General features: G+C 66.4%; 28 protein-coding genes. 18 read left to right on the top strand and 10 right to left on the bottom strand.

Annotated elements, in window-relative coordinates; genetic code table 11:
- Window positions 1–5: 5 nt before the first annotated feature.
- The 9 genes from KUW62_RS09580 (at window position 6) to KUW62_RS09540 (ending at window position 7,789) form a co-directional block, all read left to right on the top strand.
- A complete protein-coding gene (locus KUW62_RS09580; protein ID WP_224815259.1) occupies window positions 6–1,256 on the top strand; it encodes a Zn-dependent hydrolase in 1,251 nt (416 codons plus the stop codon).
- Window positions 1,253–1,507, top strand: a complete 255-nt coding sequence (locus KUW62_RS09575; RefSeq protein ID WP_224815258.1) for a hypothetical protein — start codon at window positions 1,253–1,255, stop codon at window positions 1,505–1,507. Before KUW62_RS09580 ends, KUW62_RS09575 begins: the two co-directional genes overlap by 4 nt.
- Before the next feature lie 22 nt (window positions 1,508–1,529).
- On the top strand, window positions 1,530–2,993 hold the full coding sequence (hydA, locus tag KUW62_RS09570) for a dihydropyrimidinase (RefSeq protein WP_224815257.1): 1,464 nt from the start codon (window positions 1,530–1,532) through the stop codon (window positions 2,991–2,993).
- The gene (locus KUW62_RS09565) at window positions 2,994–3,500 is read left to right on the top strand and encodes a conjugal transfer protein TraG N-terminal domain-containing protein (protein ID WP_224815256.1); all 507 of its coding nucleotides are present in this window, start codon (window positions 2,994–2,996) and stop codon (window positions 3,498–3,500) included.
- A gap of 97 nt (window positions 3,501–3,597) precedes the next feature.
- Window positions 3,598–4,416 carry an ABC transporter ATP-binding protein gene (locus KUW62_RS09560; RefSeq protein ID WP_224815255.1) on the top strand — a complete coding sequence of 273 codons (819 nt, stop codon included), beginning with the start codon at window positions 3,598–3,600 and terminating at the stop codon, window positions 4,414–4,416.
- Window positions 4,409–4,849, top strand: coding sequence for a GNAT family N-acetyltransferase (locus KUW62_RS09555; protein ID WP_224815254.1), 441 nt, complete (start codon window positions 4,409–4,411; stop codon window positions 4,847–4,849). The genes KUW62_RS09560 and KUW62_RS09555 overlap by 8 nt, the downstream gene beginning before the upstream one ends.
- A 71-nt stretch (window positions 4,850–4,920) precedes the next feature.
- Window positions 4,921–5,808 (top strand): ABC transporter permease, encoded by an 888-nt coding sequence (locus KUW62_RS09550; RefSeq protein ID WP_370632921.1) that lies wholly within the window; start codon window positions 4,921–4,923, stop codon window positions 5,806–5,808.
- A 17-nt stretch (window positions 5,809–5,825) separates the two neighbouring features.
- On the top strand, window positions 5,826–6,731 hold the full coding sequence (locus tag KUW62_RS09545; RefSeq protein ID WP_370632878.1) for an ABC transporter permease: 906 nt from the start codon (window positions 5,826–5,828) through the stop codon (window positions 6,729–6,731).
- 62 nt (window positions 6,732–6,793) lie between these two features.
- The gene (locus tag KUW62_RS09540) at window positions 6,794–7,789 is read left to right on the top strand and encodes an ABC transporter substrate-binding protein (protein ID WP_224815253.1); all 996 of its coding nucleotides are present in this window, start codon (window positions 6,794–6,796) and stop codon (window positions 7,787–7,789) included.
- A gap of 109 nt (window positions 7,790–7,898) precedes the next feature.
- Here KUW62_RS09540 and KUW62_RS09535 read toward each other — a convergent pair whose 3' ends face one another.
- The 3 genes from KUW62_RS09535 to KUW62_RS09525 all read right to left on the bottom strand — a co-directional run bounded on the left by KUW62_RS09535 (window position 7,899) and on the right by KUW62_RS09525 (window position 9,275).
- Window positions 7,899–8,294 carry a hypothetical protein gene (locus KUW62_RS09535; RefSeq protein WP_224815252.1) on the bottom strand — a complete coding sequence of 132 codons (396 nt, stop codon included), beginning with the start codon at window positions 8,292–8,294 and terminating at the stop codon, window positions 7,899–7,901.
- Between the two features lie 125 nt (window positions 8,295–8,419).
- Entirely contained in the window at window positions 8,420–8,914 is a 495-nt protein-coding gene (locus KUW62_RS09530) for an SRPBCC domain-containing protein (RefSeq protein ID WP_224815251.1), read from the bottom strand.
- The gene (locus tag KUW62_RS09525; protein WP_224815250.1) at window positions 8,907–9,275 is read right to left on the bottom strand and encodes a helix-turn-helix transcriptional regulator; all 369 of its coding nucleotides are present in this window, start codon (window positions 9,273–9,275) and stop codon (window positions 8,907–8,909) included. The genes KUW62_RS09530 and KUW62_RS09525 overlap by 8 nt, the downstream gene beginning before the upstream one ends.
- A gap of 100 nt (window positions 9,276–9,375) precedes the next feature.
- Between KUW62_RS09525 and KUW62_RS09520 the strand changes: the two genes are divergently transcribed.
- The 9 genes from KUW62_RS09520 (at window position 9,376) to KUW62_RS09480 (ending at window position 18,916) form a co-directional block, all read left to right on the top strand.
- On the top strand, window positions 9,376–10,656 hold the full coding sequence (locus KUW62_RS09520; protein ID WP_224815249.1) for a helix-turn-helix transcriptional regulator: 1,281 nt from the start codon (window positions 9,376–9,378) through the stop codon (window positions 10,654–10,656).
- Window positions 10,657–10,773: 117 nt separating this feature from the next.
- The gene (locus KUW62_RS09515; protein WP_224815248.1) at window positions 10,774–11,211 is read left to right on the top strand and encodes a response regulator transcription factor; all 438 of its coding nucleotides are present in this window, start codon (window positions 10,774–10,776) and stop codon (window positions 11,209–11,211) included.
- A 7-nt stretch (window positions 11,212–11,218) separates the two neighbouring features.
- Window positions 11,219–11,524 carry a hypothetical protein gene (locus KUW62_RS09510; RefSeq protein WP_224815247.1) on the top strand — a complete coding sequence of 102 codons (306 nt, stop codon included), beginning with the start codon at window positions 11,219–11,221 and terminating at the stop codon, window positions 11,522–11,524.
- Window position 11,525: 1 nt separating this feature from the next.
- Window positions 11,526–14,213 (top strand): sensor histidine kinase, encoded by a 2,688-nt coding sequence (locus KUW62_RS09505; protein ID WP_224815246.1) that lies wholly within the window; start codon window positions 11,526–11,528, stop codon window positions 14,211–14,213.
- A 71-nt stretch (window positions 14,214–14,284) separates the two neighbouring features.
- Window positions 14,285–15,400: a FliM/FliN family flagellar motor switch protein gene (locus KUW62_RS09500; RefSeq protein ID WP_224815245.1), complete on the top strand. Its 1,116-nt coding sequence runs from the start codon at window positions 14,285–14,287 to the stop codon at window positions 15,398–15,400.
- 114 nt (window positions 15,401–15,514) lie between these two features.
- Window positions 15,515–16,279, top strand: a complete 765-nt coding sequence (locus KUW62_RS09495) for an HpcH/HpaI aldolase/citrate lyase family protein (protein WP_224815244.1) — start codon at window positions 15,515–15,517, stop codon at window positions 16,277–16,279.
- 226 nt (window positions 16,280–16,505) lie between these two features.
- Window positions 16,506–17,144, top strand: a complete 639-nt coding sequence (locus KUW62_RS09490; protein ID WP_224815243.1) for a DUF6778 family protein — start codon at window positions 16,506–16,508, stop codon at window positions 17,142–17,144.
- Window positions 17,145–17,183: 39 nt separating this feature from the next.
- On the top strand, window positions 17,184–18,380 hold the full coding sequence (locus KUW62_RS09485) for an RSP_2647 family RNA methyltransferase (RefSeq protein ID WP_224815242.1): 1,197 nt from the start codon (window positions 17,184–17,186) through the stop codon (window positions 18,378–18,380).
- Window positions 18,377–18,916 carry an RSP_2648 family PIN domain-containing protein gene (locus tag KUW62_RS09480; RefSeq protein ID WP_224815241.1) on the top strand — a complete coding sequence of 180 codons (540 nt, stop codon included), beginning with the start codon at window positions 18,377–18,379 and terminating at the stop codon, window positions 18,914–18,916. The genes KUW62_RS09485 and KUW62_RS09480 overlap by 4 nt, the downstream gene beginning before the upstream one ends.
- A gap of 83 nt (window positions 18,917–18,999) precedes the next feature.
- Here the strand turns inward: KUW62_RS09480 and KUW62_RS09475 are convergent, their stop codons facing one another.
- The 7 genes from KUW62_RS09475 to KUW62_RS09445 all read right to left on the bottom strand — a co-directional run bounded on the left by KUW62_RS09475 (window position 19,000) and on the right by KUW62_RS09445 (window position 25,207).
- Window positions 19,000–19,698 (bottom strand): M48 family metallopeptidase, encoded by a 699-nt coding sequence (locus KUW62_RS09475; RefSeq protein ID WP_224815240.1) that lies wholly within the window; start codon window positions 19,696–19,698, stop codon window positions 19,000–19,002.
- A 39-nt stretch (window positions 19,699–19,737) separates the two neighbouring features.
- Entirely contained in the window at window positions 19,738–20,901 is a 1,164-nt protein-coding gene (locus tag KUW62_RS09470) for a cytochrome P450 (RefSeq protein WP_224815239.1), read from the bottom strand.
- A 22-nt stretch (window positions 20,902–20,923) separates the two neighbouring features.
- Window positions 20,924–22,108, bottom strand: coding sequence for a VWA domain-containing protein (locus KUW62_RS09465; RefSeq protein ID WP_224815238.1), 1,185 nt, complete (start codon window positions 22,106–22,108; stop codon window positions 20,924–20,926).
- Between the two features lie 135 nt (window positions 22,109–22,243).
- Window positions 22,244–22,408, bottom strand: a complete 165-nt coding sequence (locus tag KUW62_RS09460) for a hypothetical protein (RefSeq protein ID WP_224815237.1) — start codon at window positions 22,406–22,408, stop codon at window positions 22,244–22,246.
- 24 nt (window positions 22,409–22,432) lie between these two features.
- Window positions 22,433–23,803, bottom strand: a complete 1,371-nt coding sequence (locus tag KUW62_RS09455; RefSeq protein WP_224815236.1) for a DUF2927 domain-containing protein — start codon at window positions 23,801–23,803, stop codon at window positions 22,433–22,435.
- A 10-nt stretch (window positions 23,804–23,813) separates the two neighbouring features.
- Entirely contained in the window at window positions 23,814–24,263 is a 450-nt protein-coding gene (locus KUW62_RS09450) for a GNAT family N-acetyltransferase (protein ID WP_224815235.1), read from the bottom strand.
- Window positions 24,264–24,367: 104 nt separating this feature from the next.
- Entirely contained in the window at window positions 24,368–25,207 is an 840-nt protein-coding gene (locus KUW62_RS09445; protein ID WP_224817081.1) for a MoxR family ATPase, read from the bottom strand.
- Window positions 25,208–25,284: the final 77 nt, after the last annotated feature.

Raw genomic sequence — 25,284 nt, 5'->3', positions numbered from 1 at the left:
AGCCCATGCCAGCCCCCGGCGAAAACATGAAGATCAACGGCGAGCGTTTGTGGGACTCGCTGATGGAGATGGCCAAGATCGGCCCCGGCATCGCGGGCGGGAACAACCGCCAGACGCTGACCGATGAGGATAGCGAGGGCCGGCACCTGTTCCAGCGCTGGTGCGAGGATGCGGGCTGCACCATGGGGGTCGACGAGATTGGCAACATGTTCGCCCGGCGCGAGGGGACGGACCCGGATGCGCTGCCGGTTTACGTGGGCAGCCATCTCGATACCCAGCCCACGGGCGGGAAATACGACGGCGTTCTGGGCGTGCTTGGCGGGTTGGAGATCATCCGCACGATGAACGACCTCGACATCAGGACAAAGCATCCCATCGTGGTCACGAACTGGACGAACGAGGAAGGCACCCGCTACGCGCCCGCAATGCTCGCCAGCGGGGTTTTCGCAGGGAAACACGCGCTCGACTGGGCCTATGACCGCGTCGACGCGGAGGGAAAGCGGTTCGGCGATGAACTCGAACGGATCGGCTGGAAAGGCGAGGAAAAGGTCGGCGATCGCAAGATGCACGCCTTCTTCGAGCTCCATATCGAGCAAGGCCCCATTCTGGAGGCGGAAGGCGTGGATATCGGCGTCGTCACCCACGGGCAGGGCCTGCGCTGGATCGAATGCACGGTGACGGGCAAGGAAAGCCACACCGGCTCCACCCCGATGCATATGCGCAAGAATGCGGGCCGCGGCCTCGCGCTGATCACCGAGCTTGTCCACGAGATCGCGATGAAGAACCAGCCCAATGCGGTGGGTGCTATCGGGCATATCGACGTCTATCCCAATTCCCGCAACATCATTCCGGGCAAGGTCGTCTTCACTGTCGACATGCGGACCCACCTTCTCGACAAGCTGAACGCGATGGTGGACGAGCTGATGGAGCGTGCGCCGGCGCTGTGTGAAGACATCGGTGTGGGCTTCGAGGCCGAGATCGTGGGCCAATTCGACCCGCCCGCCTTCGATGACAAATGTGTCACGGCCATTCGCCAAGCGGCTGAGAGGCTTGGATATTCTCACATGGATATCGTATCGGGGGCAGGGCACGATGCGTGCTGGATCAATGATGTGGCCCCGACGGCGATGGTGATGTGTCCCTGCGTGGACGGGTTGAGCCATAACGAGGCCGAGGAAATCAGCCCCGAATGGGCGACGGCCGGCACGGATGTTCTGTTCCATGCGGTCGTGGAAACGGCGGAGATTGTAGAATGAATTCAAAGGTATGGCTGGCCGCCTGCGCGTCGCTCGCCCTGGCGGGCTGTGTGACGCCGACGCCTGAGGGCCAGGTGGAGGAACTGCCCGATGAGGTGCTGGCACTCGTCGCGCCGGGTCAGGACCCGTCAAGCGCCCGGTTGGAGCCCGACGGCTGCTACTGGTACCTGCATCGCGGCCCTGTCGAAAGCACGTACATCCCGCTTCTGACGCGGGAGCAACGCATGATCTGCGTGGTGGCGCAGTCGTAACGGAGCAAATTTGGGGGATATCATGAGCAAGGTGATCAAGGGCGGCACGATCGTGACCGCGGACCGTCAATGGAAGGCGGATGTGCTGATCAAAGGCGAAAAGATCGCCGAGATCGGCGAGAACCTGAACGGCGACGAGGTCATCGACGCCTCCGACGCCTATGTGATCCCCGGGGGCATCGACCCCCACACCCACCTTGAGATGCCCTTCATGGGTACCACCGCGGCGGAGACGTTCGAGACCGGCACTTTCGCCGCGGCGGCGGGCGGGACCACCATGCTCGTCGATTTTTGCCTGCCCGGGGAGGACGGCTCGCTCCTGAACGCCATCGACGAATGGGACCGCAAGTCGAAGGACCAGATCTGCGTCGACATCTCGTACCACATGGCGATCACCGGCTGGAACGAGAGCATTTTCAATGAGATGGAGGCCGTCGTTAAAGAACGCGGCATCAACACGTTCAAGCACTTCATGGCCTATAAAGGCGCGCTGATGATCGAGGATGACGAGATGTTCGCCTCCTTCAAGCGCTGCGCCGAACTTGGTGCACTGCCGCTGGTCCATGCGGAGAACGGGGACATCGTGGCGGAGCTTCAGCAGAAATACCTTGAGGAAGGGGTCTTTGGGCCGGAGGGGCATGCCTATTCGCGGCCCCCGGAGGTCGAGGGCGAAGCCGCGAACCGCGCGATCATGATCGCCGATGCAGCCGGAACGCCTTTGTATATTGTGCATGTCTCTTGCGAGCAGGCCCACGAAGCGATCCGGCGTGCCCGCCAGAAAGGGATGCGCGTTTACGGCGAGCCGTTGATCCAGCACCTGACGCTGGATGAGAGCGAGTATTTCAACAAGGATTGGCAATACGCCGCGCGCCGGGTGATGTCGCCGCCGTTCCGCTCGAAGGACCATCAGGATGGGCTGTGGAACGGCCTCGCCGCCGGGTCGCTGCAGGTGGTCGCGACAGACCACGCGGCCTTCACCGATGAGCAGAAACGCATGGGTGTCGATAACTTTGCGATGATCCCGAACGGGACCGGAGGCCTCGAGGAGCGGATGGCGATGCTCTGGACGCGCGGGGTTGAGACGGGCCGCCTGACGCCGGAGGAATTCGTGGCGGTGACGTCGTCCAACATCGCGAAGATCCTGAACATCTACCCGATGAAGGGAGGGATCAACGTGGGCGGCGACGCCGATGTGGTGGTCTGGGACCCGAAACTTGGCCGGACGATCTCGACGTCGACGGCGAAAAGTATCCTTGATTACAATGTGTTCGAGGGGATGGAGGTGAGTGCCTCGCCCCGCTATACGCTGAGCCGCGGGGATGTGGTCTGGGCGGCAGGGCAGAACTCGCAGCCCCAGCCCGGGCGCGGGCGGTTCGTGAAGCGGCCCCCGGCGGCGAGCCCGTCGCAGGCGCTGAGCAAGTGGAAGGCGCTGAACACGCCGAGGAAGATTGAGCGCGATCCGCTGAACATTCCGGCGGGGGTTTGAGTGGAGGATTGGGTGAGTTTTGGCCGGGTGTTTGCGTATGTGGCCTTGGTCGGAGTTTGCACCACGATGATAGCGGCGACACACGCACACATCGACTATCGGTGGGATTACTGGACTGTTCGTGAATGGCGGAGCTTGGTGCAGACCATTGGTTTTGCGGTCATTTTCGGAGCGGTCCCGTTGATCGTTGTGACAGCTCTCGTGACATTTCTTGTCTGGTATCCCCTTGCTCTGGCGACCCAAAAATCACGACATCTGCAGAATGTCGGAGTGGTTTTCTTGGCCTTAACGGCGAGCCTCGTAGGCTTTTTGATTATTCATTCGTTTGCATGGCGGCTGGAGGTCTCAGACCTTGAGGAATTGGGCGCGCCAGATGTTCCTGATTTCTTTTCTTTTTCCTATGTCTGGCAATATTCCGCGTTACCGTTGATCGCTTTCTCGGTTCTGTTTTGCTGGCTCGTATTGCTGAAGTACCGGCCCGTAAAACATTCGGAGGAGGGGACATGATTTTCGGTTCGAACGTGAGCCCGGCGGCACGTCGGGCAGCCCCCGACCGCCCCCCCGGGCGGGGGCTTTACCCCCACCCGCGGCCGGGGGCCGCCCTATGAGTAACGTGTTGAACGTGCAGCATAATCCAGGCGTGGCCACGCCGGTCATCTCCGCCCAATCCCTGAACCTCACGTTCCAGACGAATGACGGCCCGGTCCATGCGCTGAAGGACGTGGATCTGACCATCAACAAGGGCGATTTCGTTTCGTTCATCGGGCCGTCGGGCTGCGGGAAGACGACGTTTTTGAGGGTCATCGCAGCGTTGGAGCAGCCCACGGGCGGCCAGGTCACCGTCAATGGAATGACACCCGACGAGGCCCGCCGCGCGCGGGCTTATGGGTATGTGTTTCAAGCGGCGGGGCTTTATCCGTGGCGGACGATTGAGAAGAACATCAAGCTGCCGCTGGAGATCATGGGGTTCTCAGCCGCCGATCAGGAAAAGCGCGTGAGCCACGTCCTGCAACTCGTTGATTTGGAGGGATTTGGCAAGAAATTTCCATGGCAGCTTTCGGGGGGCATGCAGCAGCGCGCCTCCATCGCGCGGGCGCTGGCGTTCGATGCCGATCTGCTGCTGATGGACGAGCCGTTCGGGGCGTTGGATGAGATCGTGCGGGACCGGCTGAACGAGGAATTGCTGAAGCTTTGGGCGCGGACGGAGAAGACGATCGGGTTCGTGACGCACTCGATCCCCGAAGCCGTTTACCTCAGCACCAAGATCGTCGTGATGAGCCCGCGACCGGGGCGGATCACGGATGTGATCGAGAGCGATCTGCCGCGCGAGCGACCCTTGGATATCCGCGACACGCCGGAATTCCTGGCGCTGGCACACCGGGTGCGCGAAGGGCTGCGCGAGGGGCACGCCTATGATGAATGACGCGCCCGTCATCCGCCGCGCTGAGGCCGGGGACATGGTGGTATGTGCCGAAATGACCGCCGACTGGATCGCAAGCCGCGATTGGGCGCGCGATCTTCACACGCGGGAGGCTGTGCTGGCGTTCTACACCGGACCCGTTTTCGAGACGCGCGAAACATGGGTGTTCGGTGCATCGGTCGATGGGTTCTATTCGTGGGATGCCGATGCGCGCGAGGTCACGGCATTGATGGCGCGGCGGCCGGGCCGGGGCGTTGGAAAGGCGCTGCTGGATCATGCCAAGGCGACCCACGGCACCTTCGTGCTTTACGTGATGCAGGCCAATCGGCGAGCCTGGGATTTCTACCTGCGTGAAGGGCTTCGGGAAGTGTCGCGCACCGACGGCGACAATGAAGAGGGCCTACCGGATGTGTTGATGCGGTGGGCGGCGGCATGAGTATGGCGGTCGACCCCACACAGGATGCGGCCCCGCCCTGTGCCTTCTGCATGGCGATGCGGCGGATCAGCATGGCGGTGTTGCCGGTGCTGACGGTCGTGGGGGTGATCGTGCTGATCTGGTATGCGGGCGCCTACCTGATGAACCGGTCGATCACGCTGGATACGGCGGAACGGCGGGGGGTGGAGATGTCAGCCTCGGAGGTCTTTGCCGATACGATGGCGCAGGAGCGCCCGCGACTGCCCGCGCCGCACCAGGTGGCGGTGGAGTTGTGGAACACCACGGCGGGCGAAGAGATGTTCCGCGAGCGGCGCGGCGAGATGCGGCCGAACCCGCGGAGCCTTTTCTTCCACGCCTATCAGACGCTCGCGCCGACGCTTCTGGGGTTTGTGATCGGCTCCTTGGCGGGGCTGCTTCTGGCCATCGGGATCGTGCATAACCGGGCGATGGATCTGAGCGTGATGCCCTGGGCGATTGCCTCGCAGACCATCCCGATCCTTGCGGTCGCGCCTATTGTCATTGTGGTGCTGAACGCGGTCGGGCTGACCGGTGTTGTGCCGAAATCCCTGATCTCGGCCTATCTGTCGTTCTTCCCGGTCGTGGTGGGCATGGTGAAGGGGTTGCGCAGCCCCGGGGCGATGGATCTGGACCTGCTGCGCACCTATTCCGCAAGCCGCGCGGAGACGCTTTTCAAGCTGCGCCTGCCGGCATCCGTGCCGTTCCTGTTCGCGTCGCTCAAGGTCGCCATCGCGGCGGCATTGGTGGGCACCATCGTGGCGGAATTGCCCACGGGCGCACGGTTCGGGCTTGGGGCGAGGTTGCTGACGGGGAGCTATTACGGCCAGACGATCCAGATCTGGTCGGCGCTGTTTATGGCGGCGATCTGCGCGGCTTGCCTTGTGGCGTTGCTGGGACTGATCGAGCGGGCGACACTGCGCCGGATGGGATTGAGCGCATGAGCGGGGCGGCGCCCATAATGATGCGTCGCGTCGGGCTTGGTGCGGGCCTTGGCGTGCTTGTGGTGGTGATCCTTGCGGCGCTTGATTGGCGGCTGGCCGCGATGGTCGGGGTCTGGCTCGGGGCCTGGCTGCTCAACGTCGCTCTCTCGCGGTCGGGGGCGTCGGGCGCGCGCTTGCTGGTGCCGCTGATCTTCGGGTTAACGCTGTTAACGCTTTGGGAAATGGCGGTGCGGCTTTACGGGATCAGCCCCGTGATCCTGCCCGCGCCGTCAGCCATCGCGGCGGCGTTTGCGGCGAATACCGATATCCTGTGGGCCGACTTCGTGCAGACGATCCTGAAAGGCGCGCTCGTGGGCTACGTGATCGGGTGCGGGGCGGCGGTGCTGGCGGCATTGGCCATCGACCGGTCCGTGTTCTTGCAAAAAGGCATGCTGCCGGTGGGCAATTTCATCGCCGCCCTGCCGATTGTCGGCACCGCCCCGATCTTCGTGATGTGGTTCGGCTTCGGGCCGGCCAGCAAGGCGGCGGTGGTCGTGGCGATGGTGTTCTTCCCGATGCTGGTGAACGCCGTGCAGGGGTTGAAGGCCAGCGACCAGATGCAGCGCGACCTGATGCACACCTATGCCGCGAGTTACTGGCAGAGCCTTTTGAAGCTGCGCCTGCCCACGGCCCTGCCATTCCTGTTCAACGGGTTGAAAATCTGCACAACCCTTGCGCTGATCGGGGCCATCGTGGCTGAATTCTTCGGCTCCCCCACCGTGGGCATGGGCTTTCGCATCAAGATCGAGGTGGGGCGGCTGGCCATGGACGTGGTCTGGGCCGAGATTACGGTGGCCGCCTTGGCCGGATCGGGCTTCTATGGTCTGATGGCCCTGTTGGAGAAGCAACTGACATTCTGGCACCCGTCGCAACGCAAGGCGTGACCCGCCCGAGAAGCGGCGGAGGGGCCAAGGGAAAAACGAAAACCAACCTGGAGGGAAGATCAATGAGAAAACTGACATTGGGCGCGGCGGCGCTGTTGGCGACGGGCGGCGTGGCCGCTGCGGATGGCCATGCGGACGAGGTGAACCTGCAACTGCAATGGGTCACGCAGGCGCAATTCGCGGGCTATTACGTGGCGCTTGAGAACGGCTATTACGACGAGGAAGGCCTGGCCGTGAACATCATCCCCGGCGGGCCGGACATCGCCCCGCCGCAGGTCCTGGCAGGCGGCGGCGCGGACGTGATGCTGAACTGGATGCCGAGCGCGCTGGCGGCGCGGGAAAGCGGCCTGCCGGTCGTCAACATCGCGCAGCCCTTCGTGCGGTCGGGCCTGATGCTGACCTGCTGGGCCGATAGCGGCATCACGGCGCCGGAAGATCTGGCGGGCGCGACGGTCGCGCATTGGTTCTTCGGCAACGAATACCCGTTCCTGAGCTGGATGAGCCAGCTTGGCATCGGCGTGGAAGGCGGAGACGACGGCGTGACGCTGCTCCAGGCCGGGTTCAACGTGGACCCGCTGATCCAGCGCCAGGCCGATTGCATGTCGACGATGACCTACAACGAATATTGGCAGGTGATCGACGCGGGCGTGACGCCGGAAGAGCTGGTGACGTTCCGCTACGAGGATTACGGCGTCTCCACGCTGGAGGACGGTATCTGGGCGCTGGAGGAGAACCTGGAAGATCCGGACTTCGTCGATCGCATGGCACGGTTCGTGCGCGCGTCGATGCGCGGTTGGCAATGGGCGGTCGAGAACCCCGACGAGGCGGCGATGATCGTGCTGGATTACGACGAGACGGGCGCCCAGACCGAGGAGCATCAGACCCGGATGATGGGCGAAATTGCGCTGCTGGTCGAAGGGGGCGACGGCCGCCTGGATGAAGAGGCGTATCAGCGCACGGTCGACACGTTGCTGGCCGGTGGGTCGGACCCCGTGATCTCCGCCGCGCCGGAGGGGGCGTTCACCCACGCCATCACCGACGCGGCGCTGGCGGAGTAAGCCCGGCCGCGCGAGAGGATGGGCCCCGTGCGGTGAACGTGCGGGGCCTTTTTCGTGGGCGCGGATGCTCGTTTCGTGGGCGGGGGCGCTGGCTTCGGGGGCGCAGGCGCTAGCGGCGGATGTCCACGGTGGGATTTTCCGGCTCCGCCACGGCGGATGCGTAGGGCCTGGGCGATGGATCGGCCCTGTTGTCCGACCTGTCGGGCGCCGCCTCGGGCGCGTCGGGTCGGGCATCGCCCGCGGGCGGGTCGACCCGGACCATGGCCACGGATTGACGCGGCGGTTCGGGCGGCAGGGGAATGTCGTCGTTGTCGCCGACCTGGTACATGTCCAGCGGCGGTATCCCCAGCCCCTTGATCGGTGCGGGATGGCTTGGCCGGTCCGGTGCGGTGACGGGATTCGCCGTTTCCGGACGTCCGGTGACGGCATGCGCGGCAAGGCGCGTTTCCGCCTGTGTCGGCTGGACCGCCAATTCCACGCGCGGCGGTGTGGTGGTGATATCCATTTCTCGCTCTCCTCAGAACACGAAGCATGTGTGAGGCCCCAAATCACCGGTCAGATTTGCAGCAATTCCTTACAGACAGGTGAATCTGCGCAGGCGAGATACCGACAAATGTAGCGAATGCGCCCCTAGGCCGTCAGCTCGGCCAGGATCTGCTCCATGATCTCCATCCCCGCGCCCCAGCCGGAATCGAGCCCGTCCATGGCAGCGGCGAAGGCCGCAATTTCGGCCGCGCTCGCCCCGTGGGGCGTCCAGGTCAAAACCATCTCGGTGCCGCCCGCAACCTCGGTGAAGGTCACGATCGTCAGGAGCGTCCGGGGCCAGTTTTCCATCATCGGATGGGGCGCGGCGGCCCAATTGGCATCCGCCGTGGACATCAGCATCGCCAACCGCTCCGGCGGGGTGACTTCGGTATATTCCATGCGCTGATACATGGAGTTCGGCCCCATCTTCATCTCGTGCAGCCAGAGCCCGCCGACCTCGGGCGCGAGTTGGTGGATCACCGTCTCCACCCCCGGTCCGTACCAGCGCCCCAGCAATTCGGGATCGGTCCAGCAGCGCCAAACCAGATCGCGCGGGGCCTTGAAGGCGCGGGTGAGAGTATAGGTGGGCAGATCAGTCATCTGGGTCCCTTTCAGCGGGGTTGGATTGCAGCTCGACCAGAAGATCGTCGAGCGTATCGAGCCGCGTGTCCCAATGGGCGCGGAAGGTGATGAGCCATTCGACAGCCGCGCTGAGGCGTGTGGCGTTGAGCCGGGCGGGGCGGCGTCGCCGGTCCACCGCGCGGTCGATGAGGCCCGCATTCTCCAACACTTTCAGATGTTTGGAGATGGCGGGCTGGCTGATGGCAAAGGGCTGCGCGAGGTCGGTCACGGAGGCCTCCCCCGCCGTCAGCCGCGCAAGGATTGCCCGGCGCGTCGGATCGGCGAGCGCGTGAAACACGGCGTCGAGCGTCGGGTCGGCCGTTGGGGCGGAACGAATCATAACCATATGGTTATATAATGAATGGCGTGGGTCAAGCGGGACGCGACGGCGACAACGCCAGGCTTGCAAGCGCCTGTTTGCCATGGAAAAGTCAGTAAAGATGGCACAGAACACGCGATCCGACCTGACCGGCAGCCGCATCCGGGAGCGGCGCCTGGCCCGCGGCCTGAAACAGGGCGCGTTGGCCGAGGCCGTGGGTGTATCGCCCTCCTACCTCAACCTGATCGAACACAATCACCGCAAGATCGGCGGCAAGCTGCTTCTGGCGCTGGCCGAGGCGCTGGGCGTCGCGCCCTCGGTGCTGAGCGAGGGGGCCACGGCGGCGGTGAGCGAAACCCTTGACGCGGCGGCCCGTGCGGAGGGGGGCGCGCGGGCGGAAACGGACCGAATCGACGAATTGGCGGCGCGCTTTCCCGGCTGGACCAACCTGATCGCGGCGCAAGAACGAAGGGCGCAGGACCTGGAGGCGCAGGTGGAGGCGTTGCGCGACCGTCTTGGCCATGACCCGGATCTGGCCGAGGCGATGCACGAGGTGCTGTCGTCCGTCGCCGCGATCCGGTCCACCGCCGATATCCTGGTGCGCGAAAGCGATCTGGACCCGGCCTGGCGCGGACGGTTTCACCGCAACCTGCACGAGGAGGCGGAGCGGCTTTCGGTGCAGGCCACGGGGTTGCTGGCGACCTTCGAGACGCCGGGACAGGCCAAGGGGGAGGGCGCCCCCGACGAGACGGTCGAGGCGATGTTCGAGGCCGCCGATTTCCATTTCCCGGAGCTGGAGGCGAAAGGGGCGCTGGCGATTGCGGGCGTGCTGGACCGAACCGCCGGCATGGATCGGTCCGCCGCCCGCGCCCTGGGGGAGGTGCGGCTGACACGGTATGCGGAGGATGCCGCCCGCCTGCCGCTGGAGGATTTCGCGCGCGCCGCGCGGCAGGCCGATTACGATCCGGCGGCGTTGGTGGCGCGGGGCGGCGGGGATGTCGCCCTGATCCTGCGCCGCCTGGCGAGCCTGCCCCGGGCGGGCGGCGTGCCGGAGCGGGGGCTGGTGATCTGCGATGCGTCGGGCGCGGTGACGATGCGGCGTCGGCTGGCCGGATTCCAGATCCCGCGGGTGGTGCCGGGCTGTCCGCTCTGGCCGCTTTATCGCGCGCTGGGCCGTCCGGGACAGGCGGAGGCCACGACGTTGGAGACGCCGCGCGGCGCACGGTTCCGGGCCTGGGCGGTGGCGCAGCCGGTGGGGCAGGTCGGCTTCGGTGCCGCCCCGCTGATGGAGGCGACGATGCTGGTGATGCCGCAAGGGGCCGGAGAGCCGGGCCCGGCCCCCATCGCCATCGGCCCCGGATGCGGCACCTGCCCGAGGACGGACTGCGCGGCGCGAAGATAGGGCCGCGGCCGCCGACCTTTGCAGTTGAAGCCATTGCGCGGATGGGGTGGCCCGTGCAAACGTCGAGAAACCAGGCTTGGGGCGCATGGGAGGCGCCATCCGAGGGGAGGACTGGCCATGAACGAGATCCGCAAGACCGACGCCGTGGCGCGTCGGGGCTGCATCCTGATTATCGAGGACGAGAGCAATATCCTCGAAGCGATCAGTTTCATTCTCAGCCGAGAGGGGTGGGAGGTGCGGGGCCACGGCAAGGGCGAGGATGCGGTGGCAGAGATTGCCCGCGTGCGCCCCGACATGGTGGTCCTCGACGTGATGCTGCCCGGGCGGTCCGGCCTCGACATCCTGCGCGACCTGCGCGGCGACGGGGACACGGCGGATTTGCCGGTGCTGATGCTGACCGCGAAGGGGCAGGCCAAGGACCGCGAAGTGGCGATGGCGCTGGGGGCGGATGCGTTTCTGACCAAGCCGTTCTCCAACGCCGAATTGTTGAGCATCGCGGGGGATTTGATGCCCCGGAGCCTTGGCCCACGCGCGGTCGGCGGGCAGGGGAGCTAGCCCGCCCGTGGCCCGCCGCCTGTTCCTGGAACGCCGCACCTACCGGCAGAACCGCTTGCAGGATGCGGCGAGGTTGCTGCCGGTCCTGGGGCTGATCCTGATCTTCGGGCCGATCTTCATCCGCGGCGGCGACACGGCGGCGGAGGCGGAGCCGGGCGTGACCGGTCCCGACATGGCCGATGGCCTCGTCTATTACTTCGCGATCTGGCTGGTGCTGATCGTCCTGACGGCGCTTGTGGCGCGCGCCCTTGTCGGTGCCGCCCCGGAAGAGACGGAAGGACAAGGCCCCGAACCCCCGCCGGAGGCCAGGTGAGATGCTGAGCTTCGACGGCCTTGTCGCGGTCTGCGTCCTGTATGTCATGGGCCTGTTCGGCATCGCCTTCCTGGTGGAGAAATCGGCGCGGCAGGGCGGGGTGAAATGGCTGAATTCGCCGCTGACCTACACGCTGAGCCTGTCGATCTATGCCACAGCGTGGACCTTTTACGGCGCGGTGGGATCGGCGGCGCGGTCGGGGTTGGAATACATGACGATCTACCTGGGCCCGACGCTGGTGTTCATCGGCTGGTTCTGGCTGTTGCGCAAGATGGTGCGGATCGGGCGGGCGCAGAGGATCACGTCGATTGCCGACATGATCTCCAGCCGCTACGGGAAATCGGGCGGGTTGGCGGTGCTGGTCACGGTCCTGTGCGTGCTGGGCACGACGCCCTATATCGCGCTGCAATTGCAATCGGTCAGCCTGTCGTTTTCCGTCTTCGCGCGGCCGGGCGCCTTGGGGGCGCCGGACACGGAGCAGACCGCGATCTGGGTCGCGGGGGGGATGGCGCTTTTCACCATCGTGTTCGGCACCCGCTCCCTCGACCTCAACGAGCGGCATCCGGGTCTGGTGAGCGCGATCGCGTTCGAGGCCATCGTGAAGCTGGCCGCGATCCTGGCGGTGGGGGTCTACGTGGTCTGGGGGCTGGCCGATGGCCCCGTGGACATGCTGGCCCGGATCGAGGAAAGCGCGATTGCGCGCCAACCGCTCAACGGGGCGCGGTGGCTTGGCGTCACGATGCTGGCGGGTGCCGCGATCCTGTGCCTGCCGCGCATGTTCCAGGTGCTGGTGGTGGAAAACTCCGACGAGCGGCACCTGGCCACGGCGGGGTGGGCCTTCCCGCTCTACATGATGCTGATCTCGCTGTTCGTGGTGCCGATTGCCGTGACGGGCCTTGGGCTGGCCGACGCGGGGGCGGGGGACAACCCGGACCTCTACGTGCTGACCGTGCCGCTGAGCCAGGGGCAGGGGGGATTGGCGATGCTGGTCTTTCTGGGCGGGTTTTCCGCGGCCACGTCGATGGTGATCGTCGCGGCCCTGGCGCTGTCGACGATGGTGTCGAACCACATCGTCATGCCGCTATGGCTGCGCGCGACGCGCCATGACGATCCGATGACGGGCGATGTGCGGCGCGTGGCGCTGACGGCGCGGCGTCTGTCCATCGCGGGCGTCCTGTTCCTGGGGCTGATCTATTACCGCGCCTCGGGCGGGGCGGAGGCCTTGGCCTCCATCGGCCTGATCTCGTTCCTCGGGGTGGCACAGGTGCTGCCCGCGCTGGTCGGCGGCATTTTCTGGCGCGGGGCGACGCGGGTGGGCGCGGCACTTGGCATCGGGGCGGGCTTCATGATCTGGGCGTGGCTGTTGCTGATCCCCAACGTGGCGGAGACCGGGGGGCTGATGCCGAGCGTCCTGTCCGATGGCCTGTTCGGGCTGGCCTGGCTGAGCCCCGAGACGCCGCTTGGATTGCAGGCGACCGACCCGCTTCTGACGGCGATGGTGCTGAGCCTCGGGGCCAACACGCTTTTGTTCATCCTGGGCTCGCTGTTCAGCTTTCCCAGCCCGCTGGAACGCTTGCAGGGGGCGCAATTCGTCAACGTGTTCGACCATTCGCGCGCCGTAATGGGATGGCGCGGCACGGCGGGGACGGCGGATGATCTTCTTATCATGGCGCAAAGGATCATGGGCACGGGGCGTGCCGGACGCCTGTTCCAGAACGCCGCCCGCGCGCAGGGCCGCGACGGCGACCTGCCGGAGGCGACGGCTGATTTCCTTGAGACGCTGGAGCGGGAACTGGCAGGCTCCGTCGGGGCGGCGACGGCCCATGCGATGGTGGCCCAGATCACCGGCGCAGCCAGCGTATCGGTCCGCGACCTGCTGGCCGTGGCCGACGAGACGGCGCAGATCATGGAATATTCCAGCCAGTTGGAGGCCAAGTCGGAAGAGCTGTCCCAGACCGCCCGCCGTTTGCGGGAGGCGAACGGGAAACTGACGGAGTTGTCGGTGCAGAAAGACGCCTTCCTCAGCCAGATCAGTCACGAATTGCGCACGCCGATGACGTCGATCCGGTCGTTCTCGGAAATCCTGATGCAGACCGATCCGATGGACGACGCGGCACGCGCCAGGTTCAGCCGGATCATCCACGACGAATCCCTGCGCCTGACCCGGTTGCTGGACGATCTGCTGGATCTCAGCGTGCTGGAAAACGGGCGCGTGACCCTGAACATGACCGAAGTGCGCCTGGGCGATGTGCTGGACCGCGCGGTCCATGCGGCGGGCGCGCAGAGTGACGGCGGGATCACGATCAACCGCGACCCGGCAGCCGAGGACGTGGTGCTGTGGACCGATGCCGACCGCCTGGCGCAGGTCTTCATCAACCTGATCTCCAACGCGCAGAAATATTGCGATGCGCCCATGCCCGAACTGACGATCCGCGTCGCGTCGGGCGACGGGGGGATTGAGGTGGAATTCGCCGATAACGGCAAGGGCATTCCCGCCCGGCAGGAAACGCTGATCTTCGAGAAATTCGCCCGGCTGGACACCGCGAAAGGGGCGCCGGGGGCGGGGCTTGGCCTGGCGATCAGCCGGGAGGTGATGGCGCGTCTTGACGGTGATCTGAGTTACCTGCGGGGCGGTGAGGGGACGCGGTTCCGGGTGCGTCTGCCCGCCCGTGCCCTGCGCGCGGCGTAAGGGAACGTTAAGGGCTTTCGTGCGATCACACGCGCAGGATTCCCCTGACCACGCGCCCGAAGGCCCACCCGATGCCCGAGACCAAAGCCCCTTCCGTTCTGGCCCGCATTGTCGCGGCCCATAGCGGCGTGGGCCATGGCCGCGCCGATCCCAGCGCGGATTTGCAGACGGCGCTGACCCGCGCGGTGCGGCGCGCGGCAATCCCGTTCGAGGGGTTGCAGGCGCAGCCGGGCGAGGTCTCGGTCGACGTGGATGCGGGCCTGAGCGCCGCGGTGGAGCATCTGCCCGAAACCGGGCTGCTGGCGGCCTGCGAGGATGCGGAGGGGCGGCGCGGGCTGGTGGCGCTGTCGCACGGGCTGGTCGATGCCCTGATCGAGGTGCAGACCACCGGCAAGGTGGAGGAGGCGGACCATCCCGCCCGCCCCGTCACCCGGATCGACGAGGTGTTGAGCCGCGATTTCATCGACCTTCTGCTGGCCGCCTTCGCGCGGGAGACCCGGGATGTGGCCGGACGGGACTGGCCCGAGCGGATCGCCTATGGCAGCCGTATCGCCGATCCCGCGCAGTTGAACCTGTTGCTGCCCGAGCGGGCCTATCACCGCCTGTCGATGGACCTGGCAATGGGCAAGGGGCGCAAGGGGAAGCTGTTCCTGCTGCTGCCAGCGGACCCGGCCATCGCCCGGGCCGGAACGCCGCAACATTCCTCCGCCCGGGCGGCGAAGCCAAGGGATTGGGGGGACCGGATGCTCGATATCCTGCGCCCCGCGCCGCTGGTCATGGACGCGATCCTGATGCGCACGACCCTGCCCCTGAAACAGGTGGACGGGATGGCGGTGGGCGACCTGATCCCCTTCGATGCATCCGACCTTGCCGCGGTGTCGCTGGAAGGGCCGGGGGGCCATGTCTTCGTGACCGGCGCGCTGGGGCAATGGGGCGGACGCCGCGCCGTGCGTCCCGTGGTGAAGCAGCCGCGAAAGGTGGAGGCGAAGATCCCCGCGCCGCAGAGCCTGGCCGCGCCCGACCTTGCCGCGCATGAAGGTCTGCCCTCTGACATCAGCGGCCTGGCCGGAGCGGCGGAGGCGCATCTGCCCGCCACGCGGATCGACGCCCCGGACAATGGGCTGCCGGAGATGCTGGGGCCCGGCGTCGCCGCAGACGGGGCAGCCCTGCCCGCCGCGCAGGGCTGAGGCGGGCGGCGGGGCCTGCGCGCCCGCCCGCCCCTGCGCGCCGGGGCCATTGCAAATCGCGCGCGGCCTCGGCAGGGTCGGGCCGATACTCCCCTGCACAAGGCCCGTCGCCCCATGTCCATCGCCGCCTTCCGCGCCCGTGTCGCCAGCAATGCCCCGCTTGCGGGAACCTTCATGAAGACACCTTCGGTCGACATGCTGGAGGTGCTGATCCTCTCCGGCCTCGATTTCGTGTGCCTGGATTGCGAGCACGCGCCGTTTGACATGGGCAACGTGAATGCCTGCCTGGCCGTGGCGCGGGCCGCCGATTTCCCGGTGCTGGCCCGGGTGCCCAAGGCCGCGCCGGACCTGATCGGCCATATCCTCGACCTTGGCGCCTGCGGGATCGTCGTGCCCCATGTCACCGGCGCGGATGTGGCCGCGGACGTGGCGCGGTGGGCGCGGTTCGGCCATGGCGGGCGCGGCTATGCCGGATCGACCCGGTGGGCGGGGTTCGGCACGCGCACGATGCCGGAATTGTTGCAGCAAAGCCGGGAGGAGACGCTGGTGATCGCCCAGATCGAAGATCCCGAAGCGGTGGAGGCGGCGGATGCGATTGCCGCGACCGACGGGATCGACGCGCTGTTCCTGGGGCCTGCCGATCTGTCGGTGGCCTATGGCAAGGACCACCAGACCAGCGACGAGCTGATGCAGGCCATGGCCGATGTGGGCAAGGCCGCATCGCGCCACGGCAAGGCCTACATGACCTTCGTGGCCCATGCGGAGCGGGCGGCGGAGCTGCGCCAATACGGGTTCGGCGCGTTCTTCATCGCCTCGGAACATGCCTGGATCCTGCAAGGCGCACGGGCGCAGGTCGCGGGCATTCGCGCCATCGACTAACGCCGCGCGCGGCCCGGCAGATCCGTAAACATCGTCTCAATTGCGCCGCATTTCCGGCGCGATCTTTCCTTTCAATGACCGTGGAATGGGCGCGGATGGAGCGTTTTTCCGCCCCCCTTTGCCAGCATATTTCCCCTGTCGCGGTCCCAGAACCGTGGCGCGTAACGATAAAAAAATTGGCAAACCCATTCGGACCGACCCGGTCCATGCATTGAGGAGACATCACATGCGGACGTCCCGTTTCATCCCCGCCCTTGTCCTTGGCGCCGCCCTGGCCGTATCGGGCTGCGTCGGCACGTCCGACGTGTCCCGTGACCTGTCCATCGACGACATCCCCGTGATCGAGAACGTCGCGTTCATGGATTGGGACGTGGTCGCCTTCGAGGTCGACGTGCCCCGCACCCTGACCGTGTCCGAGGCCAACACGATCAAGCCGCGCGCCGACATCGTGTGGCGCGAAGATCCCCTTGGGGACCGCCACGAGCAGGTCGATATCCTGATGACCGAGGCCCTGGCACCGGCCTTCGAGGCCGTGCAGGGCGGCACGCCCGTGATCGTGACCCTGACCGTCACCCGCTTCCACGCCCAGACCCAGCGCGTGCGCTACAGCCGCCTGCCCAGTGAGCACGAGGTGGAGTTCGAGCTGTTGATCACCCATGCTGAGACGGGCCAGATCCTGTCCGGTCCGCGCGCCATCGACGTGACATTCGATGCCTACAACAACGAAGAGGCGCTGGCCGCCGACGCGCGCGGCGAAACCCAGCGGGTGCGCATCACCCAGCGCCTGCGCGATTGGGTCCAGGCGGAGTTCATCGGCCCGGTCGTCCCGGCCGCCAACCCGGAGCTTCTGGCGCTGGCGCGCTAAGCCTTCCAACCCGATCCCGAACCCAGTAGAGGGGGCGCCATGACAGCGCCCCCTTTTCCCGTTCTCCGCCTGAAACCCAAGGCCGATGCCCGCCGCATCCGCCATGGCCATCCCTGGGCCTGGGCCGATGACCTTGTGCTGGACCGCCGGTCCCGCGCGATCCCGGCGGGCGCGCTGGCGGTTCTGGAAGATGCGGACCGTGCGCCCCTTGGCCTGGGCGTGGCGACCCCGGCGGCACGGATCGGCCTGCGCCTGCTGGACCGCGACCCGGCGACGCGCATCGACACCGACTGGCTGAGCGCGCGCCTGTCCCGTGCCTTTGCGCTGCGCGAGGCGCTTTACGACGCGCCGTTCTATCGCCTTGTCCATGCGGAGGGCGATGGCCTGCCCGGCCTGATCGTCGACCGGTTCGGCGAGACGCTGGTGATGCAACCCAATGCGATCTGGCTGGAGGAACGGCTGGACGATCTGACCGCGATCCTGACCGACCTGACCGGCTGCACCACCGTGATCAAGAACGGCACATCGCGCGCCCGCGCGCTGGAGGAGTTGCCCGAGGAGATGGCGGTGCTGAAAGGCACCGCCCCGGTTGGCCCGATCCCGGTTCCGATGAACGGCGCCACCTACATGGCTGACGTGATGGGCGGGCAGAAGACGGGGCTGTTCTACGACCAGCGCCCGAACCACGCCTTCGCCGCGGGGCTGGCCAGAAACGCCCGCGTGTTGGACGTGTTCTCCCATGTGGGCGGCTTCGCCCTGGCGGCCTTGGCAAGGGGCGCGCGCTCGGCCCTGGCCGTTGATGCCTCCAGCCCCGCCTTGGACCTCGCGGCGCAGGGGGCGGAGGCCATGGGCGCGGGGGCGCGGTTCACGACGCGGCAGGGCGACGCCTTCGCGGCGATGGAGGATCTGGCAGGCGAGGGGGCACTCTTTGACCTGGTGATCGCCGATCCGCCCGCCTTTGCCCCCTCCAAACCCGCGCTCGACAAGGGGTTGCGCGCCTATGAACGGGTCGCGCGGCTGGCCGCGCCCCTGGTGGCGGAGGGGGGATATATGGTCCTCTGCTCCTGTTCCCACGCCGCCGACCTGTCGAAATTCCGCATGGCGTGTCTGCGCGGCCTGGGGCGCGCGGGGCGAGAGCCGCGGTTGATCCACACCGGATTTGCGGGGCCGGACCACCCGGTTCACCCGGCGCTGAGCGACACGGGCTACCTCAAAGCGCTGGTCTTCCGCCTATGATCGCGGTGCTGGACGCCTGCGTCCTTTATCCCACCGTGATGCGGGAGATCCTTTTGGGCGCTGCCGCGCGCGGCGTCTTCACGCCCGTCTGGTCCGAGCGCCTGTTGGAGGAATGGGTCCGTGCCGCCGCGCGGAATGGCGGGGCGGCGGATGCGCAGATCGCCCGGGCCGAGGCCGCCGCCGTCGGGGCGCGCTTTCCGTCGGCCAGGATCGCACCCGGGGCGGAAGCGCCACTCTGGCTGCCGGACCCGGCGGATATCCATGTGCTGGCCACCGCCATCGCGGCGCAGGCGGAGGTGATCGTGACGATGAACCTGCGTGATTTCCCGGCGGGCGAGGTCTCCGCCCATAGCATCCGCGCGGTCCATCCCGATGCGTTCCTGATGGAGGCATGGCTGGCGGATCCCGTTCCGGTCGAGGAAGCGGTTCGGCAGACCCATGTGGAGGCGGAGCGGCTGTCGGGCGAACGCCTGCCCCTGCGCGGGCTTCTCAAACGCGCGCGGCTTCCGCGACTGGGCAAGGCGCTCGGCACCTGATCCCGCCCCTCTTTGCTTCGAAAATACCTCGGGGGAGCTTGCGGCCCTTGGGGCGCAAGTGGGGGCAGCGCCCCCCTTGACGCTCAGCTCGGCGGCAATTCGCGCTGCCAGCGGGCTTCCATCGCCTCGATGGCCGAAATCCGGTCGGCGGTCTTGGGGTGGCTCATCAGCCAGGCGGGCATCCCGCCGCCGGGCAGGCCCACCAGCTTCTCCAGCTTGGTGAAGAGCGATTTCTGCGCCGCCGTACCGAAGCCCGCCGACACCATCAGGGCCGAGGCATAGGCATCGGCCTCATATTCATCCTGCCGGCTCAGCCGCGCTGCGAGGAGCGAAGCGACGAGGCCGCCGATCCAGGGGCCGATGCCGGGAATGATCCGCCCCAACACGCCCGCCAGAACCGCGCGCACGGCGTTCTGACCGGAAAAGTCGATCATCCGCCGACGCGTATGGCCGAGCGCGACATGGCCCAGTTCGTGGGCGATGACGCTGGCCAATTCCTCCGCGCTGACCTCACCCTGCCGGTAGCGGTTGTAGAAGCCGCGTGTGATGAAGATGCGCCCGTCCGGCGCCGCCAGGCCATTGACCGCGTCGACCTCGTAGATGTTGACGCGGATCCGCTCCACATCCAGCACCTCGGCGAAGCGGTCGGTGATGCGCTTGAGGTCGCGATCGGCCAATTCGGTGGAGCGTGCGTCGAGGTCCCGTTTCGTGCGCCAGGCCGAAAAGAGATACATCACGAGGCCGTAGCCCACCGCCAGAAGGATCGGGGTCAGTTTCAACATGGACTTTATATGGGGCCGCGTCCCGGTCCCGGCAATGCGTCAAACGTCCCAGGCGACGGGAACGGTGAGGGGGCCGCGAAAGGCCCATCCGCCGAAGGGCACGTCCCCGTCCAGGCGCAGGCCGGGCAGGGCCGCGAAGAGCATCGGCAGGGCGTGGTCGGCGATCAGGCTTTTCGAGGCGGCGGCCCCCGCGCAGAAATGCGGACCCGCGCCGAAGGGGATGGCGGGGCCGGTGTCGCGGGTCAGATCGAAGGCATCGGGCGCGTCGAAATGGGCGGCGTCGCGGCAGGCGGAGCTGAACATCAGGAAGACCAGGTCGCCTTCCTCGAACGTTACGCCGCAGGTCGTGTCGCGCTTTGCCACGCGGCGCGGGCTCATCCCGATGGGGGCGACGAGCCGGGTATATTCCGCGAAGGCATCGGCATAGGTGGCGTGGCCGTCGGAGATGAGCGCGTGCTGGTCCGGATGGGTCAGAAGCGCCCAGACCGCGCCCGCAATCGCATCGCGCGGCTCGTTCTGGCCGCCGCCGATGATGACGCGCACATTGCCCGCGATGGCGTCGAGCGACAGGCCCGCCTGGTCGAGGACGGAGATGATGGAATGGTCGGGCCGCGCGCGCAATTGCGGCAGACGCTCCGTGATCTTCTCCAACACCGTCGCGGCCCAAGCGTGACCCTTGGCGTCGACCTCTGCATCGCCCTGGTAATTGGCGGCGGCGTCGAGCATCGCCTGGCTGGCCGTGTCGACATCCGCGAAGTCCATGTTGGTCAGCCCCGTCATCACTCGCAGCGCGTCTGCGGCAACCGGCATGGCGAATTCGTGCACCAGATCGGCGCGGCCAAGGGGGCGCAGCCGGTCCAGGTGGCCCGCCACGATGTCGCGAAATTGCGGGGCCAGCACGTCGCGCACGGTGCGGGGTGACAGCGCCGGGAAGAGCGCCCGCCGTTCCGCCATATGGGCGTCGCCGTCCTTGCGCATCATGTTGGCGCCCATGACCTGCTGCAACAGCCCGCCGGGTTGGTGGGAGGAGAAGACGTCGATCCGCTTCTCCTCCCGGAAGACATCATCGCGCCGGGTCAGGAGCGTGGCGCCCAGTTGCGGGACATGGGCCACGGGCGTCTCCGCGCGCATCCGGGCGAAGGTGGGGTAGGGGTCGGCCCAAAACGCCTTGGGGTCGATCTCCACAATCGGGGCATCAGACATCTTGTCCCTCCGCGTATGCGCGTTACTTGCCAAGCTCCCGCATGCCGCGATCCAGCCCTTCGAGCGTCATCGGCACCATGCGGCCTTCGAAAATCTCGGCAATCATCTGGGTGGATTGGGTATAGCGCCAGTGTTTTTCCGGGGTGGGATTGATCCACAGGTGATCGGGCCATTGGGTGCGGGCGCGTTGCAGCCAGGTGCTGCCCGCCTCCTCGTTCCAATGCTCGTTCGCGCCGCCGGGAAAGGCGACCTCATAGGGCGACATGGCCGCGTCTCCCACGAAGATGCATTTGTAGTCGGGGCCGTAGGTGTTCATCACCTCGAAGGTCGGAATCTGTTCGGACCAGCGCCTGCGATTGTCGCGCCAGACGGCCTCATACAGGCAATTGTGGAAGTAGTAGTATTCCAGGTGCTTGAATTCGGCCTTGGCGGCGGAGAAGAGTTCTTCGACGACCTTCACGTGATCGTCCATGGACCCGCCCACGTCGAGAAACAGGATCACCTTCACCGCGTTGCGCCGTTCGGGCCGGGTCTTCACGTCGAGCCAGCCCTGCTCCGCGGTGGCGCGAATGGTGCCGTCGAGGTCCAGTTCTTCCGCCGCGCCGTCGCGGGCCCATTGGCGCAGGCGTTTCAGCGCCACCTTGATGTTGCGCGTGCCCAATTCGACATCGCCATCAAGGTTCTTGAACTCTCGCTTGTCCCAGACCTTCACGGCGCGGCGGTGGCGGCTTTCGTGTTGGCCGATCCGCACGCCTTCGGGGTTGTAGCCATAGGCGCCGAAGGGGGATGTTCCCGCCGTGCCGATCCATTTGCTGCCGCCCTGGTGGCGTTTTTCCTGTTCAGCGAGGCGTTTGCGGAGGGTTTCCATCAGCTTGTCGAACCCGCCCATCGCCTCGATCTCCGCCCGTTCTTCCTCGGACAGGTGCTTTTCGGCCAGTTTTTCGAGCCATTCGCGGGGGATTTCGGTGGCCTCCAACACATCCTCGGCGCTGATCGCCTCCAACCCGCCGAACGCGTGGGCGAAGGCCTGATCGAAGCGGTCGAGGTGGCGCTCGTCCTTCACCATCGCGGTGCGCGCGAGGTAGTAGAAGCCGTCCACGTCATAGGTCACGAGGCCCGCCGACACCCCTTCAAGAAACGCGAGGTATTCGCGGAGGGAGACGGGGATGCGCGCGGCGCGGAGGGTCTCGAAAAACGGCAGGAACATGGGGCCTGTTCTAGCGTGGATGGGCGCGTGCGTCGAACGGGTTTTGGGGGCGATGTTCTGGGTCGGGTGGTCGGACCAAGGCGTTGAAACCGCGCGACAAAATGGGCCTCAGCGCGGGTGCAGACGCGGGCCGCGTCAGACCGGGGCGGGGACGATCAGCATCACGATGGTGCCCACAAGGAACCCGATCAGCGTGAAAACGGCTGCCCATTGCGCGATGTCGAGCCGGTTGCCGCCGCGCCGCCACGCCAAGGCGGCACCGACGAAAAGGCCAAGACCCGCCCCGATGAAATTCAGCATGTGGTGACCCGATCCGGCGTTGCGTCAGCGCCCCGGCGACAACGCCGCCACTTCGGTCAGGCGCGCGCCGACGGCGGCATTGGAGCCGAAGCCATAACGCCCCCAGGCGAGGCTGTCGAGCCGGACGGATCGGGCCTCGGACGCGCGCCCGGTATCTTCCAGCGCCTCGGCCCGGATCATCAGGAGCGTCGACAGGAGGGAGGCGTTTTGCGCCGCCGTGGCCGCCGGAAGTGCGCGCGTGGTCAGGCGCAACGCCTCCTCCGCGCGGCCAGCGGACAGGGCGAAAGCGGCCAGTTGCATGTCCACGTGGGCGGCCTGGATGCCGCCCGGGGCCACCCGCTCGAAGATCCCGGCAGACGCCTGGAATGCCTCGATCGAGGTTTCGACGTCGCGGCTGAGCGTCAGGCGGCCGAGCGCGAAATAGGCGAAGGCGAGCCGTGAATCGTTCCAGCCATTGTTGCGCGCCATGCGCACCGCACGTTCGGCGGCCGTGATGCGCGCCGCATCGCCGCTGCCGGGGCCGAGCGCGGTCTCAATGGCGCTGATCCAGGCGCGCGGCGTCGCCGATCCTCGCGCGCCGGCCGCTTGTCCACCCCTTGGGTTGAGGCGGGCGAGGATCGCGGGCAGGGCGGCCCCCACTTCGGCCCGCGTCATGCCCGAGCGCAGCGCGTCATCGTAATAGGTGCGCAGGATCAGCATGTCGAAGCCGGTCAGAACGGCGTTGAAATTGTCGTCGTTGAAGACGGAATCGGGCAAGCGGTAGAGGTCGTTGAGGGGGCCGAGGGCTTGCGCGATCTCCTCGTGCAGGCAGTCGCGGATTTCCTGGGGTGCCACGTCGGAGGGGATGAAGACCGCGACCCGTTCGCGGGTCTCCAGCGTGGTCCAGTCGAGCGTGCGCCCGGCGCGGTTGCGGCGGAATTCCGACCAGGAACTGACACGCGGCACCACGAAACAGGCGGCTTGCGGCACGACGCGCTGCATGCGGGCGCGCGGCATCGTTTCGATCGTGATGGAGGCGGGGCCGGAGCTGACGCGGGTGATGTCGATCCCGGCCTCGTTGCGCAGTCTTCGCACGAGGATATCGAGGTCATTGCTGAGCGAGGCGGGCGCGCCGGAGGCGACGGTCACCGTCACCGGCCCCTCGAACCGCGACAACCGCTCGATCACGCGGCCCGATTCCATCTGGAAGCTGAGATCGAGGAAATCCGCCGCGACGGTCGTGTTCGACCGGGAGGCCGCCGCGACGCGGGCCGCACCGAATGTGTTCATCGCGGGCAGATCACTGGGCACGACCACGGAGGCGCGTTCGGCTACCGCATCGGTGCCGGTTGTGGGCGCACAGGCCGCCAGGATCAGGGCGAGGGCAGGGGCCGCGAAGGTGGGGATTCGGATCAAGTCAAATGCCTCAGGCTCGGGAATATTTCATGAAGTCAGTGGGTTGCGCAATCCGGTCGTACAGGGCGCGCGCGGTCGTGTTTCCGGTCTGGGTCAACCAGTAGACGGAGGGTCGCCCGGCGGCATCCGCGTCGGCATAGACCGTTTCGATCAGCGCCCGGGCGACCCCCTTGCCGCGTGCGGCGGGGATCGTGAAGAGGTCTTGCAGGTAGGTCACGGGCGCCTCCTGCCAGCCATGGGCATGGGCGATCGTGTGGACAAGACCCAGGGCACGCTCGCCCTCCCACGCCATCCAGGCGGCCATATCGGCACGGTCCGGATCAAGATATCGGGAGAAGGTAAGATCATAGAGCGCATCTGGCCGTTCCGCCCCGTAGAAGGCCAGATAATCACGCCAGAGCCCGCCCCATTCGGCACGATCCCGCCGCCCGAGGGGGCGAATGTCAAAGGGTTGTGACACGTAACACTGGCCTTGAATCAAATCCGGGGTCGCACACCCCGATCATCGCCACAGATTATGGCAGGATTCGGGCAGCGGCCTAGGGGTCGTGCGCGGAATTCCGGTTACCGTTGCGCCCTGGCCATGAAGGCCAACCGTTCGAAAAGCGCCACATCCTGCTCGTTCTTCAGGAGCGCACCGTGAAGTTTCGGCAGGGCATTCGCCCCGTCGCGGCGCAGATCCTCCGCCTCCAGATCCTCGGCCAGGAGCAGCTTGAGCCAGTCCAGAACCTCGGACGTGGAGGGCTTCTTCTTGAGCCCCTGCTGGTCTCGGATCTCGTAGAATTGGGTCAGCGCGGTGGTCAGGAGGGCGGGCTTGATGCCGGGGTGGTGCACATCGACGATTCGGCGCATCGTGTCGATGTCGGGGAAGCGGATATAGTGGAAGAAGCAGCGCCGCAGGAAGGCGTCGGGCAGCTCCTTTTCGTTGTTCGATGTGATGATGACGATGGGCCGCGTCGTGGCCTTCACCGTTTCCCCGGTCTCGTAGACGTAGAATTCCATCCGGTCGAGTTCTTGCAGAAGGTCGTTGGGAAACTCGATATCGGCCTTGTCGATCTCATCAATCAGGAGCACACATTTGTCTTCGCGTTCAAAGGCTTGCCAGAGTTTTCCCTTGCGGATGTAATTCGCGACATCGTGGACGCGTTCTTCGCCAAGCTGGCTGTCGCGCAGGCGGGAGACGGCATCGTATTCGTACAGGCCTTGCTGCGCGCGGGTGGTGGATTTGATGTGCCACTCGATGATCGGCAGACCCAGGGCACCGGCGACCTGGCGGGCCAGTTCCGTCTTGCCGGTGCCGGGTTCCCCCTTGACCAGAAGCGGGCGTTCCAGCGTGACGGCGGCGTTCACGGCCACGGTCAAATCCTCGGTCGCCACGTAATCGGCGGTGCCGTCAAATCTCATTTTCACCATTTCTCCGCAGTGCAGCGTATCTTTGCGTTTGAAATCTAGCTACCTCACGCAGTATCTAGGTGACAAGC

Source organism: Hasllibacter sp. MH4015 (assembly GCF_020177575.1).
Taxonomy (GTDB): Bacteria; Pseudomonadota; Alphaproteobacteria; order Rhodobacterales; family Rhodobacteraceae; genus Gymnodinialimonas.
The sequence above is the reverse complement of the archived record's forward strand: the minus strand, read 5'-3'. Positions and strand labels throughout refer to the sequence as shown.

Excerpts from the sequence above, each read along its gene's own strand:
- KUW62_RS09520 (WP_224815249.1), top strand. The coding sequence starts at position 9,376 with ATGGCACAGAACACGCGATCCGACCTGACCGGCAGCCGCATCCGGGAG.
- KUW62_RS09575 (WP_224815258.1), top strand. The coding sequence starts at position 1,253 with ATGAATTCAAAGGTATGGCTGGCCGCCTGCGCGTCGCTCGCCCTGGCG.
- KUW62_RS09500 (WP_224815245.1), top strand. The coding sequence starts at position 14,285 with ATGCCCGAGACCAAAGCCCCTTCCGTTCTGGCCCGCATTGTCGCGGCC.
- KUW62_RS09535 (WP_224815252.1), bottom strand. The coding sequence starts at position 8,294 with ATGGATATCACCACCACACCGCCGCGCGTGGAATTGGCGGTCCAGCCG.
- KUW62_RS09545 (WP_370632878.1), top strand. The coding sequence starts at position 5,826 with ATGATGCGTCGCGTCGGGCTTGGTGCGGGCCTTGGCGTGCTTGTGGTG.
- KUW62_RS09465 (WP_224815238.1), bottom strand. The coding sequence starts at position 22,108 with ATGTTCCTGCCGTTTTTCGAGACCCTCCGCGCCGCGCGCATCCCCGTC.
- KUW62_RS09490 (WP_224815243.1), top strand. The coding sequence starts at position 16,506 with ATGCGGACGTCCCGTTTCATCCCCGCCCTTGTCCTTGGCGCCGCCCTG.
- KUW62_RS09460 (WP_224815237.1), bottom strand. The coding sequence starts at position 22,408 with ATGCTGAATTTCATCGGGGCGGGTCTTGGCCTTTTCGTCGGTGCCGCC.
- KUW62_RS09525 (WP_224815250.1), bottom strand. The coding sequence starts at position 9,275 with ATGATTCGTTCCGCCCCAACGGCCGACCCGACGCTCGACGCCGTGTTT.
- KUW62_RS09515 (WP_224815248.1), top strand. The coding sequence starts at position 10,774 with ATGAACGAGATCCGCAAGACCGACGCCGTGGCGCGTCGGGGCTGCATC.
- KUW62_RS09540 (WP_224815253.1), top strand. The coding sequence starts at position 6,794 with ATGAGAAAACTGACATTGGGCGCGGCGGCGCTGTTGGCGACGGGCGGC.
- KUW62_RS09560 (WP_224815255.1), top strand. The coding sequence starts at position 3,598 with ATGAGTAACGTGTTGAACGTGCAGCATAATCCAGGCGTGGCCACGCCG.
- KUW62_RS09475 (WP_224815240.1), bottom strand. The coding sequence starts at position 19,698 with ATGTTGAAACTGACCCCGATCCTTCTGGCGGTGGGCTACGGCCTCGTG.
- KUW62_RS09470 (WP_224815239.1), bottom strand. The coding sequence starts at position 20,901 with ATGTCTGATGCCCCGATTGTGGAGATCGACCCCAAGGCGTTTTGGGCC.
- KUW62_RS09480 (WP_224815241.1), top strand. The coding sequence starts at position 18,377 with ATGATCGCGGTGCTGGACGCCTGCGTCCTTTATCCCACCGTGATGCGG.
- KUW62_RS09550 (WP_370632921.1), top strand. The coding sequence starts at position 4,921 with ATGGCGGTGTTGCCGGTGCTGACGGTCGTGGGGGTGATCGTGCTGATC.
- KUW62_RS09505 (WP_224815246.1), top strand. The coding sequence starts at position 11,526 with ATGCTGAGCTTCGACGGCCTTGTCGCGGTCTGCGTCCTGTATGTCATG.
- KUW62_RS09445 (WP_224817081.1), bottom strand. The coding sequence starts at position 25,207 with ATGAGATTTGACGGCACCGCCGATTACGTGGCGACCGAGGATTTGACC.
- hydA (WP_224815257.1), top strand. The coding sequence starts at position 1,530 with ATGAGCAAGGTGATCAAGGGCGGCACGATCGTGACCGCGGACCGTCAA.
- KUW62_RS09530 (WP_224815251.1), bottom strand. The coding sequence starts at position 8,914 with ATGACTGATCTGCCCACCTATACTCTCACCCGCGCCTTCAAGGCCCCG.
- KUW62_RS09580 (WP_224815259.1), top strand. The coding sequence starts at position 6 with ATGCCAGCCCCCGGCGAAAACATGAAGATCAACGGCGAGCGTTTGTGG.
- KUW62_RS09555 (WP_224815254.1), top strand. The coding sequence starts at position 4,409 with ATGAATGACGCGCCCGTCATCCGCCGCGCTGAGGCCGGGGACATGGTG.
- KUW62_RS09495 (WP_224815244.1), top strand. The coding sequence starts at position 15,515 with ATGTCCATCGCCGCCTTCCGCGCCCGTGTCGCCAGCAATGCCCCGCTT.
- KUW62_RS09485 (WP_224815242.1), top strand. The coding sequence starts at position 17,184 with ATGACAGCGCCCCCTTTTCCCGTTCTCCGCCTGAAACCCAAGGCCGAT.